The organism is Porphyromonas gulae (assembly GCF_000765945.1).
Lineage (GTDB): Bacteria > Bacteroidota > Bacteroidia > Bacteroidales > Porphyromonadaceae > Porphyromonas > Porphyromonas gulae.
This window is the reverse complement of record NZ_JRAT01000014.1, coordinates 44,087-57,585: the sequence shown is the minus strand read 5'-3', so window position 1 is coordinate 57,585 and position 13,499 is coordinate 44,087. Positions and strand designations below refer to the sequence as shown.

Annotated in this window: 13 protein-coding genes; 9 read left to right on the top strand and 4 right to left on the bottom strand. The window is 48.4% G+C overall.

The genetic code is table 11. From position 1 onward, the window contains the following. Window positions 1-44 precede the first annotated feature (44 nt). From HQ49_RS06565 to HQ49_RS06550, 4 genes are all read left to right on the top strand, one after another. Complete coding sequence (locus HQ49_RS06565; protein ID WP_033317155.1) at window positions 45-1,127, top strand: RluA family pseudouridine synthase; 1,083 nt, start codon at window positions 45-47, stop codon at window positions 1,125-1,127. A gap of 70 nt (window positions 1,128-1,197) precedes the next feature. Next, window positions 1,198-2,211 (top strand): D-alanine--D-alanine ligase, encoded by a 1,014-nt coding sequence (locus HQ49_RS06560; protein WP_039419162.1) that lies wholly within the window; start codon window positions 1,198-1,200, stop codon window positions 2,209-2,211. A gap of 2 nt (window positions 2,212-2,213) precedes the next feature. Next, entirely contained in the window at window positions 2,214-3,374 is a 1,161-nt protein-coding gene (locus HQ49_RS06555; protein WP_039419098.1) for a 1-acyl-sn-glycerol-3-phosphate acyltransferase, read from the top strand. Between the two features lie 231 nt (window positions 3,375-3,605). Beyond that, the gene (locus HQ49_RS06550) at window positions 3,606-3,995 is read left to right on the top strand and encodes a PEGA domain-containing protein (RefSeq protein ID WP_039419096.1); all 390 of its coding nucleotides are present in this window, start codon (window positions 3,606-3,608) and stop codon (window positions 3,993-3,995) included. Between the two features lie 64 nt (window positions 3,996-4,059). Here HQ49_RS06550 and HQ49_RS06545 read toward each other — a convergent pair whose 3' ends face one another. The 4 genes from HQ49_RS06545 to HQ49_RS06535 all read right to left on the bottom strand — a co-directional run bounded on the left by HQ49_RS06545 (window position 4,060) and on the right by HQ49_RS06535 (window position 8,018). Next, window positions 4,060-4,686 (bottom strand): HAD family hydrolase, encoded by a 627-nt coding sequence (locus HQ49_RS06545; protein ID WP_039419095.1) that lies wholly within the window; start codon window positions 4,684-4,686, stop codon window positions 4,060-4,062. 84 nt (window positions 4,687-4,770) lie between these two features. Then, a complete protein-coding gene (locus HQ49_RS06540; RefSeq protein WP_039419094.1) occupies window positions 4,771-6,825 on the bottom strand; it encodes a S9 family peptidase in 2,055 nt (684 codons plus the stop codon). 193 nt (window positions 6,826-7,018) lie between these two features. Then, entirely contained in the window at window positions 7,019-7,111 is a 93-nt protein-coding gene (locus tag HQ49_RS11375; protein WP_230587866.1) for a DUF1661 domain-containing protein, read from the bottom strand. A 298-nt stretch (window positions 7,112-7,409) separates the two neighbouring features. Next, window positions 7,410-8,018: a C40 family peptidase gene (locus tag HQ49_RS06535; RefSeq protein WP_018965362.1), complete on the bottom strand. Its 609-nt coding sequence runs from the start codon at window positions 8,016-8,018 to the stop codon at window positions 7,410-7,412. A gap of 230 nt (window positions 8,019-8,248) precedes the next feature. On the opposite strand from HQ49_RS06535, the gene HQ49_RS06530 reads away from it, so the two are divergent. The 5 genes from HQ49_RS06530 (at window position 8,249) to HQ49_RS06510 (ending at window position 13,498) form a co-directional block, all read left to right on the top strand. After that, a complete protein-coding gene (locus tag HQ49_RS06530) occupies window positions 8,249-8,938 on the top strand; it encodes a response regulator transcription factor (RefSeq protein ID WP_018965361.1) in 690 nt (229 codons plus the stop codon). Further along, a complete protein-coding gene (locus HQ49_RS06525; RefSeq protein WP_039419092.1) occupies window positions 8,935-10,218 on the top strand; it encodes a sensor histidine kinase in 1,284 nt (427 codons plus the stop codon). The genes HQ49_RS06530 and HQ49_RS06525 overlap by 4 nt, the downstream gene beginning before the upstream one ends. A 123-nt stretch (window positions 10,219-10,341) precedes the next feature. Continuing rightward, entirely contained in the window at window positions 10,342-10,779 is a 438-nt protein-coding gene (locus HQ49_RS06520) for a PepSY-like domain-containing protein (protein WP_018965359.1), read from the top strand. Window positions 10,780-10,819: 40 nt separating this feature from the next. Next, complete coding sequence (locus HQ49_RS06515; protein ID WP_039419090.1) at window positions 10,820-12,184, top strand: PepSY-like domain-containing protein; 1,365 nt, start codon at window positions 10,820-10,822, stop codon at window positions 12,182-12,184. Between the two features lie 393 nt (window positions 12,185-12,577). Next, a complete protein-coding gene (locus HQ49_RS06510) occupies window positions 12,578-13,498 on the top strand; it encodes a magnesium transporter CorA family protein (RefSeq protein ID WP_039419089.1) in 921 nt (306 codons plus the stop codon). The last annotated feature ends 1 nt before the right edge of the window (window position 13,499 follow it).

Below are 13,499 nucleotides of genomic sequence, written 5' to 3'. Positions count from 1 at the left end.
TACGCCTTATGGAGGAAAAACAGCTGTATCCGATGACCCCCGAGATGGCGGACCTATTCGAAGAAGACGATGCAGAGGACATCTCAGACGGCGGGTTAGATCCGGAAGAGGACAGATACGAACATTTCAGGACTGTAGCGGATCCGGGGCAGACGCTTATTCGTATCGACAAATTCCTCGTCGACAGGATGAACAATGCCACACGCAGCCGTATCCAGCAGGCGGCCGAGGCCGGTGCCATATTCGTCAACGGGCGGCCTGTAAAGAGCAACTACCGGATCAAACCGGGCGACGTGGTCACGCTGGAACTCCTACGGCCGCGACGGGAATTGGAGATCATACCCGAAGAAATCCCACTCGATATAGTGTATGAGGACGATGTATTGCTCGTGATCAATAAGCCTGCCGGATTAGTGGTACACCCCGGCCATGGCAATTATACGGGCACGCTGGTCAATGCACTGGCCTACTACCTCCGAGAGGATCCCGAATACGACCCCATGGATCCAAGTCTGGGACTCGTACACCGTATAGACAAGGACACGAGCGGCCTTCTGGTCGTTGCCAAGAGAGCCGAAGCCAAATCGGATTTGTGCAAGCAATTCTATTATAAGACGACGCATCGCTCCTATCGTGCACTGGTATGGGGGCGTTTCGACTACCCGATCGGGACCATTACCGGCAATATAGGACGCGACCTGAAAGACCGCCTGCAAATGGCTGTATTCCCTCCCAATGGAGATATTGGCAAACCGGCCGTAACGCATTATCAGGTCTTGGAAGAGCTGGCATACGTCAGCTGGATAGAATGCCGTCTGGAGACGGGACGTACTCATCAGATCAGGGCACATATGAAGCACATAGGCCATACGCTGTTTGCTGACGAGCGTTATGGTGGCGATCAAATCCTGAGAGGAAACAATACGGCCAATTACCGCCGATTCGTGCAGAACTGTCTGGCTATCTGCCCGCGACAGGCACTGCATGCCAAGACATTAGGCTTCCGCCATCCTGTAACAGGTGTAGAAATGCTGTTCGACTCCGATCTGCCTGCCGATCTTACTGCTTTGCTTGAGCGTTGGCGTACGTTTATCACCTGCATATCCGCAGGACAGGATTATATCTGAACCGATTCGACTGATCCCCCATTACTAATAGTACAATAGCTTTTCCCCTACATATTAAATAAACAGAATGATGAAAAAACCAATTGTAGCTGTCGTTGCTGGCGGTTATTCGGGCGAACATTCCGTTTCGCTCAAGAGTGCTGCCGGCATTCTTTCCTGGCTTGGAAGCGAGCCTTTCTCCACCTTTCTTGTGCTGATCGAGCGCGATCGCTGGTCGGTGCGGGTATCGGAGCAAAGAGCGGTTCCCTTGGACAAGAATGATTTCAGCTTTGATCTTGACGGCGAACGAGTACGGTTTGACTATGCTTTTATCACCATACACGGGACTCCGGGCGAGAACGGTCTGCTTCAAGGGTATCTCGATATGATCGGCATTCCGTACAATACGGGCGACACGCTTGTCGAATCGCTGACGTTCAACAAATACGTCTGCAATCGTTTTCTCTCCGGCTTCGGTATACGCATTGCCGATTCTGTCCGACTGACTCGGCGGGATCCTCTGCCCGATGTAGCGAGTCTGACAGCACGTATGGGGCTTCCTCTTTTCGTGAAACCCAATGTGGGAGGGTCCAGCATCGCCACTACCAAGGTGGTGGAAGCAGCACAGCTCCATCCGGCAATAGAACAAGCCTTCTCTGAGGGTGAAGAAGTGATGATAGAGCGTCTGATATGCGGTACCGAAGTTACCTGCGGAACATTCCTCAGAGGCAAAGAAGTCGTTTCATTGCCTGTTACGGAAGTTGTCGCACATAATGAGTTTTTCGACTTCGATGCCAAATACAACGGTGCCGTCGAAGAAATCACACCGGCAAGAATCAGTGATGAAGCCACTCAGTTGATACAAACCATGACAGCGCGCATATACGAACTTCTCAACGCTCGGGGCATCATACGCGTGGACTATATCATCGAAGCAGACGGTATCCCTACGCTGCTGGAAGTAAACACGACACCGGGCATGACCCCTACAAGTTTTATTCCCCAGCAGATTCGGGCTGCCGGAATGGATATGAAAGAGGTGCTTTGCACTATCATTCGGGATGGACTGAACGACAGCAGTAACGGACAACTTCACAACCAATAACTATGGATACGACACTATTTGAGGACATCAGGCCATACTGCGATCAGGAGGTACCGGCCGTAATAGAACGTCTGCTGAGCTCGGCCGAATATCGGTATGTGTTCGGCAAAATGATGCCGGACGTAAAGCCGCAGGAGTTCGAACAAATGATGTTGGGCTGCAAATCGGCCGGCGAATTCAAACACATCTTCGGCTATACAGCCGTTAAGGCGGTGGGTGAGAAAACGACCTTCAGCCTCTCGCTGAGTGGCAGGAGTCGTATCCCTGACAATGGAGCCTACGTTTTTATCTCCAACCACCGCGACATCGTATTGGACTCGGCTTTCCTCAACCTGCTGCTTGCTGAGATCAACTACAATATGCCGCAGATAGCCATCGGGGACAATCTGCTCGTGAAGCCTTGGATAGAAGACTTCGTACGGCTCAACGGGAGCTTTATCGTACGCCGTGGGATCAATATGCGCGAGCTGATAGCACAGTCGCAGAGACTATCGGCATACATCCGGCATACGATCACCCATACGAAAGACTCCATCTGGATAGCCCAACGCGAAGGACGGGCCAAAGATGCCGACGATCGCACACAGAGCAGTGTGCTCAAAATGCTTGCCATGAGTGGTGAGGACGGAGGGATCAAGAGTCTGCTCGACCTCAACATCGTGCCGCTCTCTTTGAGCTATGAGTATGATCCCTGCGATTACCTGAAAGCACGCGAAATGCTCTGCAAGCAACGCGATCCGTCATATAAGAAACCCGTCGGGGAGGATCTGCTCAATATGCAGACAGGTATTTTCGGCTACAAAGGACGTGTTCACTTTGCCATAGGTACTCCTCTGAGAGAATTGGCCGAAAGCATCCCAACAGACATACCGCACGCCCGGCAGTTCACAGAAGCAGGAAAACTGATCGATGCAGAAATCCATCGTCGCTACCGTCTCTATCCGGGCAATTATGTAGCATGGGATCTTCTGGACGGATGCGACCACGCCGGTACGCATTATAGCGAGGAAGAAAAAGAAACCTTTGTAAACTATCTGTCTGCACAAATCGCCAAAGTGGAGATGCAGGATAAGGACGAAGAGGAATTGAAACGACTGATCCTGACCATGTATGCCAATCCGGCAAAGGCCTATTATGCCGCTCGTGAGCCACAGAATACATAATTCGAGATCGACACCCTCCTCTCGCCCGAACCCCCGTACTATCATTTTAGCAGGCAGATGGTATCGATTTGGAGTTTATGCTACTTTTGCTTTCTAAAAAAATTGACATTCTCCTTTCTGAGTTGTCAAAAGAAAAAAATATCATTCAGTATGAGAAAGATGTCTACGCCTCCATCGTCTTTCCATACAGATCTAACCATGGGGGCAGAAAAGCAATAAAAAAACAAGACAATGAAAAAAGCATTACTATGCTTAGCGTGCGGTGCCATATGCTTGACTGCGATCACCGGCTGCGCCACTCTTTTCGGCAAACAGACGCATGCAGTGGAAATGGTTTCCAACCCACAGGGTGCCGAAGTTTATGTCAATGGGGACAGGATGGGACAAACGCCTTTGCAGCTCTCGCTCAAGGCTGACAAATCCTACACCGTGGAGTTTCGTATTCCGGGCAAACAACCGATCATACGTGTAATCAACAACCGCGTAGAAGCTAAGTGGGTGGTATTGGATGTACTGGGCGGTCTTCTTCCCGTGGCTATCGATGCCATTACAGGCAACTGGTACGGGCTGGATCAGAATAAGCTGAACGTGGACTTCACCATGCAAGAGCCTACAAAATAAGCAAACGTTTTTTCTATACGAAAAGGGCTGTACAGAGCGAAAAGATTCGCGGTACAGCCCTTCTTTATTTCTGTTCGTGGAGGAGTTGGCGAACGGCAGGAATCCAATCTTCCCCATTATCGGGGCAAAAGGTATGGAAGCCGAGACGCTTACCCATGGCTACGTTGGCCGGTCCATCGTCGATGAAAAGAGTTTCCTCAGGCTTCATACCGCTGTCGGCTATCATTTCGAGGAAAATATCTTCGTTGGGTTTGCACTTGCCCATCCGACAACTGGCATACACCTTATCAAAGAAGCTATCCAACGTTCGTCCCGAGGGGAGAAAACAGGGACTCATAGCCAGATCGAGGACATAAGGATTGGTATTGGAGAGGAGGAAGAGCCGATAATCGGATCGTAGCGAAGCGATATAGTCGAACTTCTCGGCCGAAACTTCCTCAAGGAAGCCCAGAAGGGCGTCGTACACCTCCTGATAAGTCAATTCTTTGCCGATGTGTCGGGAAAGCTCGGCCCGAAATTCCTCCTCACTCTTGCGCCCAGACTCCAAATCGAGGAAGAGCCCCTTTTGCAGATAAGGGTCGAGCATCTCTTCTATGTGTGCTACGCCAATGGCTTTGAATCGTCGGATACATTCTCCGCGGTTGAGATGGATAAGAACTCCGCCGAGATCGAATACGATGTTTCTAATCATAAATGTGCGCTATTATTGAAATGGAGAGGGCGGGCTGACGTTATCGTGTCTGCCCGCCCCCTTCGTTGTATGACGGGAATGTAATTACTTCTTCAGCCAACGATCCAGCCAGCCGAAGAATGTACGATGGAATAGCAGTGCATTCTGCGGTTGGAGTACCCAATGGTTTTCATCCGGATAGATCAGCATCTCGCTCGGGACACCCCGAAGCTGTGCCGCATCGAAAGCAGCCATAGCCTGTGAAGCAAGAATGCGGAAGTCCAGTTCGCCATGGATCATGAGAATGGGCGTATTCCAATTCTGCACAAACTTGTGCGGCGAAGTTGCATAGGTACGCTGAGCCACTACGTTATCTTTCTCCCAGAAAGGACCGCCTATGTCCCAATTAGCAAACCACATCTCTTCCGTCGTGGCGTACTGCATCTCCAGATTGAAGATACCGGCATGAGCGATAAAAGCAGCAAATCGCTTGTCATGATGGCCGGCCAACCAATAGACGGAGAAGCCTCCGTAGCTGGCCCCCACTGCTCCGATACGATCGCCATCGACGTACGGCTCTTTCTTCATTTCATCCACGGCCGTCAGATAGTCACGCATATTCTGGCCACCATAGTCGCCACTGATCTGCTCGTTCCATTTCTGTCCGAATCCAGGTACGCCATGACGGTTGGGAGCAATGACAATGTAACCCTGCTCAGCCATCAGTCGGAGATTCCAACGGAAGGACCAGAACTGGCTAACAGTGTTCTGCGGACCACCCTGACAATAGAGTATAGCAGGATATTTCTTGTTCTTGTCGAAGTTGGGCGGCAGCACTACCCACGTGAGCATATTGCCACCGTCGGTAGTCTTCATCCAGCGTTTTTCGCAGGTGATCGGAATGAGACGATCGAGGATAGCTTTGTTCTCTGCGGTGATCGCCTGTGCCGCGCCGTTCTTCAGATTTACGCAATAGAGATCGTCGGGAAGTTCGAAGGAGTGGCGTTTGGCCAGCATAACGTTGTTCCGCACGGAGAAGTCCGCATAGTCGTGCTGTCCTTGTGTGATCTGACGGATCTTACCGGTTCGGAGCGTAATCTCCCACAGATTGGTCTCCGCCTCCTTACAGGCAAGGAAATAGATACCCTTGCTGTCAGGCGTCCACTGGATCATATCCACATTGTAATCGAATGTGGGGTTTACGTAGTTGCGCTTTCCTGTGGCAAGATCCGCCACGAAAAGACGCTTCAGATCGCTTTCATATCCATCGCGCTCCATACTGATCCATGCGATGCTCTTGCCGTCGGGGCTGAACTTCGGATATGTGTCGTAGCCCATCATCCCCTCGGAAATATTGTGTGTGCGGCCGGAAGCCAGATTGTAGATATATATGTCTGAGTTGGTAGATAGAGAATATGCCATGCCCGTTTTCTTGCGACTGGCGTATGCTATGTTCTGTCCGTCAGGACTCCAACTGAAATCTTCGATACCCGACCATGGCTTCATCGGAGCTTCGTAGGGTTCGCCCTCCATAATGTCCTTGCCGGTAGTAATCATTCCATCCGTCACGTTCGCGATGAAGGGATGCGGTATGGTCTCCACCCATTCGTCCCAATGCTTGTACATCAGATCGGTGATGATACGTCCGGTAGCTTTGTCCAAATCGGGATAAATGTCTTTGGTACGCTTCCCGAATTTGATGTCCTTGGTGAAAAGCACCTGTTTCTCATCCGGAGAAAAAAGAAAACCGGTAATACCTCCTTCGATATTGCTAAGTTGGCGACGTTCTGTACCATCGGCATTCATGACCCAGAGCTGCATGCTGCTGCCCTCGTTGCTCATAAAAGCGATGCGCTTACCGTCGGCCATCCAGACCGGAGCGTATTCGTTGGACTCCGTGTCGGTTATCTGCTTGCGTCCCGAACCATCGAGATTGACAGTAAATAGCTCGCGAGTAGCCTTATTCGTTTTGACATCGGGGAAACTGACGGCATAAACAGCCGTTTTGCCATCGGGCGACAAAGCCATTTCGCTCACTCGCGACAGGGTCATAAATAGCTCCGGCGTCAGATGCTCTCCGGTGCCGGCTCCGGCTGATGGGGTCATAGCAGCCGAACCAATGATGCTTGCGGCCATCATCGAAAAGATTTTTTTGTTCATTGTGGTGATTTATTACTTGTATTACATTTTATTGTGGAACGAAAATACGAAAGAAACTCGTTATCCTCCCTTTTAACGAGAATTTGATCTATGAAGGGAGGCATGTTCGTCGGACAGAGCATACGGCCTGCATGTCGCCATTGATACAATCGCTATCGGTGCGGCAAGCCAATGGCTCAACATGCTACTATCTCTACGATACGGACCAAAAATGTTCTGATCGTGGTGCGTGTTTTCCTGAAAAGACGCGCGAGAAGTTTTTCGTTTTGGCTCCAAAAATTTTCACTTCCCGCACCAAAAGAAAAACTTTCCCGCGCCACGTTTTTTCAAACCACTTCCATCTAATTTTATGAACGATAAATCTTTTTGCCGGCAAGCCTCAGCTCGATCGTTTTTTTACATTCTCGAATAGAGGGAAATAAGAACTGGAACGTATACCGCGCTTTTCTCCTCTTTGGCTACCTCGCCATAGCTCTCCTTCCAAGCCCATCGGGCTGTATGAGAAAAGGGCTGTGCACAAATCCGGTGATTGCTGCACAGCCCCATGGGGGGATAGCCCCTATAGTCGTTTGAGTATGGTCCGATCAACTTTTTCGCGGAGTTGTTTTCCGTTCTCCGGGTACCCTGCCATAGCCGACCAATCGGCGGGAGAAGTAGGCACTGCGACTGAGCTTCTCTATTACGATCCCTCTCGAATTGCGACTGTGCATCATGGTAATATCATCACCATCGACGGATACGACCAAAGCGACATGCCCTACACGGCTGCTGCGCGCATTGCGACCCTTGAAAAAGATGAGGTCGCCCGGCTGCAGATCTTCGCGTCTGATACGGTCCGTGTACAAGCTTTGTGCAGCTGCACTGCGAGGGAGCTTGACATCGAACTTGGAGTAGAGGTAGGATACATAGCCGGAGCAGTCCATCGGCCATGGAGAGGGTCCACGATAGCGGTATGGCTTGCCAAGAAAGGTGCGACCGAGATTGATGAGTTTGTCTATAAAGGGAAATGCAGCCTTGTCCGCTGTTTGAGCTGCGAGGGAGTCTGCCGGGGACTCTCCTCTGAGAATCTTGTTATATAGCTGCAGGATATGTTCGGTACAGAACGGACTCTGCGCCTGAATATGCGAAGGGGAGAAAAAAAGGATGCCGATCAGCGTGAGAAGTGCTATTCGCACTGCGCGCTTTATTGTCATAACTATCTGTTTTTAAGTGACTAAAAGACTTTATTTGCCAAGATTCCGGCAAATCGCTTTCAAACAAAGATATATAAAAAGTAAAAAAAGATTAGCGCCACGCGCCAAAACGCAGTCGTAAAATATCCGCACATCACAGGACTGCAGGGCGAGAGAGGCTATTTCAGAAAAAATTCAGTTTTACCATGTTATATTTGTAAAAGAAGATCAATCGAAACAGGGCTATCCAGATGAAAATCCTCATTATCGAAGACGAACCGGAACTGCGCGAAACGATCCAAAAGTTTCTGCTCGGGGAGAGGTACGTGGTAGAGACAGCTGCAACGATGAACGAAGGCTTGGACAAGGTACTCGTGTACGACTACGACTGTATCCTGCTGGACATCATGCTGCCGGACGGTAATGGGCTTACTCTCTTGAAAGAACTCAAAAAAAGGGGGAAAACGGAGAATCTGATCATTATCTCTGCCAAAGATTCCATCGAAGACAAGGTAGAAGGAATAGATCTGGGAGCCGATGACTACCTGACCAAACCTTTCCACCTCTTAGAGTTGAATGCCAGAATTAAAGGACTTATCCGACGCAAGACAGCTCATGGAGCTATGGAAATCAAACTCGGAAATGTATCTTTGGTACCGGACAAGTTCGAAGTCTTGGTCGATGGCCATCCACTGGAATTGAAACGCAAAGAATACGACATCCTGCACCACCTGATGACCCGCCCTAACCGATTGGTGGACAAAGCGGCTCTGGCCGAGGCTGTCTGGGGAGACTATATAGACCAAGCGGATAATTATGACTTCGTCTATGCTCAAATCAAAAATCTGCGCAAGCAGATGAACGATGCAGGGGCCACTATCGAGATCAAATCTGTATATGGGTTCGGTTATAAACTCATAGAAAGGGACGAAGAGCGTTGAAACTATCTTATCGAATAGTACTGCGTTTGTCTGCTGTCTTCCTCGTGGTATTTACCGCTTGGGTGATAGCTTTCTATTATGTAATCGTCGATGAAATAAACGACGAGACGAATGATTCGTTGGAGAACTACTCCGAACACGTCATCCGCAACATTCTCTCCGACAACCCTCTTCCACCGGCCGAAAACGACCTCAACAACTCCTACTCGATTCGGGAGATTACCCCACAGGAAGCTATGCGCTTCGCTCACGACATTTACTACGATGAGATGGTGTACGTGAAGGCTCGCCGTGAAATGGAGCCCTGCCGTACGATGCATACGGTATTCGGCGACGGCCATGGCAAATACTATGAACTCAAGGTTTCCATGCCAACCATCGAAAAGAGGGATTTGCGCGAAACGCTGTTAGAGTTTATCATTTATCTCTATATCCTTCTTCTGATCGTTACCATCAGCGTCACCATGTGGATCATATCGCGTAGTTTCCGGCCACTGTACCGACTGATCAGCTGGATAGATCGCTTCCGCGTGAACGAATCTGTTCAAGAATTGGTAATGGCAAAAACGGATGTGACCGAATTCCGCAAGCTCAGTGAAGCCATGCTGCGTACTGCTCACCATAATGTGGAGGTTTTCGAGCAGCAGAAAGAATTTATCTCGCATGCCTCACACGAGCTGCAAACGCCTCTGGCCATAAGCCGTAACAAATTGGAAATGCTACTGCAAGATCCTTCTTTGAACGAACAGCAGCTCGAGCAGATTTATAAGGCCATACAGTCTATCAACCATATTGTACAGCTCAATAAAACCCTCCTTCTCTATAGCAAAATCGAAAACCATCAGTTCCCTGAGGTGGAGAGCATAGATGTGAATGAGCTGCTACGCAATTTGGTGGAGGAGTATGAAGCGATTTTTGCCAATCGAGGTATTCGCATCGTGTGGGGCAACAGTGAAGCGATGGTTCTATCGATGAACCCGACCTTGGCCAAAGTCTTGCTAAGCAACCTGCTCAAGAATGCATACCTACACAATCTTGAAAGAGACGGAGAGATCCATATCGATCTTACCTCTAAGCATTGCAGCATAGCGAATACGGGAGTGAAGGACGCTTTGGACGAGACCTTGATATTCGAGCGTTTCTATCACGATATGAAACAGGCTCATTCTTCCGGCTTAGGGCTTCCCATTGCACGCTCTATATGCCAACTGTACGGACTCCGGCTGTCTTATCGCTTCGAGAACGGCAAACACACTTTTTCCATCGACAAGGAAGTATAAGAAGGTGCTTGACGGGCCGGTCAGGAAAAATTTTTCTCAAAATCTTTCGTCATTTCAGTTTCTTTTCAGATTCATATAAGTTCTTTGTTATACACAACCAAGGATAATAAAGAATTTAGAGCAATGAAAAGACTGAAAATTTTTCTTCTAATAATTGTACTGGCTGGAATAAAGGCATTTGCGGCCGGCGATCGTATCATCCCTCTCAATCGCATTCCCCAAAAGGCACAGGCAGTCGTGGCAAAACACTTTGCAAGTGCTAAGGTAGCATACGTAAAGATGGACAACGACTTGTTCAGCAAGACCTATGATGTTGTCTTTGCCGATGGCAATAAAATCGAATTCGACAAAAAAGGAAATTGGAAAGAAATAGACTGCAAGTACTCGCGCGTACCCAGCGATTTGGTCCCTGTCCCGATATTGCGCCATATATCATCTCAGCATCCCGATCTCTATATCGTTCAAATCGATCGGGATAGCAGAGATTATGAAGTGGAACTAAACAACGGCATGGAACTCGTATTCTCTCTCAAAGGGGTTTTCAAGCGGTTTCATGATTGACAAGCATTCTATTCAATAATCAAATCAAAAATTTAGAGAAATGAAAGTATTCAAGTTTTTAGCATCGATGGTGCTGTTTGCAGGCTTATTTGCTGCATGTAACAAGGAAGACAACGATCTCATCAATTCAACTTCGGATGAAGCGGCAGTTTTAGCTACGATGTATCCCAATGCTCAGAATGTAAGATGGGAACAAGAAGGCGAATTTCGTGTGGCAGAATTCATGAACGAAGGCGTTCAGTCTGAAGCGTGGTTCTTGCGAAGAATCTGGCAATACACGGAGACAGACATTCCCTATAGTGCTCTACCTAAAGCAGTCCGAACTGCTTTTGAGGCAAGTGAATATGCCAAGTGGAAGGTAGAAGACGTAGATATGGTGGAGCGCAATGGCACCGAAGTATTCTATGTCATAGAAGTCGAAAAGGGCGAACAGGAGGTTGATCTGTATTATATGCCTAATGGCAAACTGATCAAAACGGTAAAGGCTCCTCATTCCGTATCGCCGAGCCAATATGCCAATCCGACTATTCCGACCGGAGTATTGAACACCATCAAGGCATATATAGCAGCCAATTATCCCAATGCCACCATTCTGGAATATGAAATAGAAGATGGCTACATAGAGGTGGATATTCTGGATGGTACGGTACATCGAGTTCTTATTTTCACGCTTCAGGGCGAGTGGGTAAATAGCCATGTGGATGATGGAGATGACGACTATGACTACGATGATGATGCATACGAAAACAACATTCCTGCCAACATCAAGGCTCTGATCATCAGCTATGTCAATCAGAATTACCCGGGAGCTATCATTCACAGTATCGAGCGTAACTCCAATGGTACTTATGATGTAGAAATTTATTACAACAATAAGGAGTACGACTTGCTGTTCGATGCTCAGGGCAATTTTGTAAGCGGAAACGTCGATGATCAGGATGATGATGACAATATCCCTGCTCATATCAAGGCTAAGATCGTAAATTACATCAAGCAGAACTATCCCGGTGCCTTTATCAAAGACATAGAAAGAATCGTAAATTACATCAAGCAGAACTATCCCGGTGCCTTTATCAAAGACATAGAAAGAAAGTCCAACGGCATGTACAAGGCAGAGATCGTCTACAACAATACTGAGTACGACCTGCTGTTCAATGCTCAGGGTAACTTTGTAAGCGCACACATCGATGGTTATGAGGATGATGATGACAACATTCCTGCTCACATCAAGGCTAAGATCATCAATTACATCAACCAGAACTATCCCGGTGCCATTATTAAGGACATCGAAAGAAAGTCCAATGGCAGATACGAGGCAGAGATTGTCTACAACAACAGGGAGTATGACCTGCTGTTCAACGCACAAGGCAATTTCATCAGTGCGAGTCTGGATGACAAAAAATAAAGTTATATGATCTCTGACGACGCTTCTTTCAGTGGCCGACAGCCCTGAACGAGGTTAGCATAAAGAACAGAGGGTGATCCAAATTATTCTTGGGTCGCCCTCTTCTTTTTGGCAGGATGAGTACACTTGCCGATAGCTTCAGCGCAAAAACAGTGGTCTCTGAAGGCAAAGCATCTTTTTCGTTTGCGTGATAATCTTACCTTTGTGGAGTCATTTTTTCCGGCATTACCGATCGGTTGGCCGGATTTTAATTTCATCAAATCATAGTCAATGGAAGACCCATTCCCTCCGTCGAGCCGTAGAAAGATTAACTGACAGGCATTGCTGTGCTACCCGATAGACGGAGGAGGTACGGCGCAATGCCGTAACACATAAAGAAGAGGAAGTACAGCAATGAGAAAATACCTTTTCGCCGAACAGGGTTTTGTGGAAAAGCCCGATTTCGGAACAGACTGCTGGGTATGTGTCGAAACTCCCGATGCAGAGGATATGAAGTTTCTGATCGACACGCTCAATGTTCCCGAAGATTTTTTGTCCGATATAGCCGATGCTGATGAACGCCCTCGCGTAGAGCATGATGGCGACTGGCATCTGACGATCTTGCGGATTCCGGTCGAAAGTCGCCTGAGCGGTGTACCCTACGTAACCGTACCGATGGGGATAGCTACCCGATCGGATGTAACGGTGAGCGTATGTTACCATCGTGCTCCCATGCTTGCCGACTTTCTGCTTCATACCCGACGCAAACGAATCAAAGTCCTCAACCGGACAGAACTGGTCCTAAGGCTCATCTATTCTTCTGCCGTTTGGTTCCTCAAGTACCTGAAACAGATCAACAATGAGGTGACTATTTCCGAGCGAGAACTCGAACGCAGTATTCGCAATGAAGACCTCATTCACCTGATGATGCTTCAGAAGACTCTCGTATACTTCAGCACTTCCATTCGCGGCAATGAAGCCGTACTCGGCAAAATAAGGACTTCGGGAGAAAATCGGATCGACGAAGAGCTGGTGGAAGATGTACGAATAGAGCTGCGACAGGCCTATAATACGGTGAATATCTATAGCGACATCCTTTCCGGAACGACGGAAGCTCTGAGCGGAGTGATTTCGAATAACCTGAATACAATCATGAAGCGCATGACTACGATTTCCATCGTACTGATGCTTCCTACGCTGATCGCCAGTTTCTATGGGATGAATGTGCCCATTGCCGGCAGTGAGTTTCAGTATTCTTTCTTCATCATTGTGGGCGTGTCCGTCCTGCTTTCGATAATAGCCTTTGTCGTTTTCAGAAAAATAAAATGGTTCTAAC

Coding starts and splice junctions, on each gene's coding strand:
- HQ49_RS06545 (WP_039419095.1), bottom strand. CDS start 4,686: ATGATTAGAAACATCGTATTCGATCTCGGCGGAGTTCTTATCCATCTC.
- HQ49_RS06515 (WP_039419090.1), top strand. CDS start 10,820: ATGAAAGTATTCAAGTTTTTAGCATCGATGGTGCTGTTTGCAGGCTTA.
- HQ49_RS06565 (WP_033317155.1), top strand. CDS start 45: ATGGCGGACCTATTCGAAGAAGACGATGCAGAGGACATCTCAGACGGC.
- HQ49_RS06535 (WP_018965362.1), bottom strand. CDS start 8,018: ATGACAATAAAGCGCGCAGTGCGAATAGCACTTCTCACGCTGATCGGC.
- HQ49_RS06555 (WP_039419098.1), top strand. CDS start 2,214: ATGGATACGACACTATTTGAGGACATCAGGCCATACTGCGATCAGGAG.
- HQ49_RS06510 (WP_039419089.1), top strand. CDS start 12,578: ATGAGAAAATACCTTTTCGCCGAACAGGGTTTTGTGGAAAAGCCCGAT.
- HQ49_RS06520 (WP_018965359.1), top strand. CDS start 10,342: ATGAAAAGACTGAAAATTTTTCTTCTAATAATTGTACTGGCTGGAATA.
- HQ49_RS06560 (WP_039419162.1), top strand. CDS start 1,198: ATGAAAAAACCAATTGTAGCTGTCGTTGCTGGCGGTTATTCGGGCGAA.
- HQ49_RS06530 (WP_018965361.1), top strand. CDS start 8,249: ATGAAAATCCTCATTATCGAAGACGAACCGGAACTGCGCGAAACGATC.
- HQ49_RS06540 (WP_039419094.1), bottom strand. CDS start 6,825: ATGAACAAAAAAATCTTTTCGATGATGGCCGCAAGCATCATTGGTTCG.
- HQ49_RS06550 (WP_039419096.1), top strand. CDS start 3,606: ATGAAAAAAGCATTACTATGCTTAGCGTGCGGTGCCATATGCTTGACT.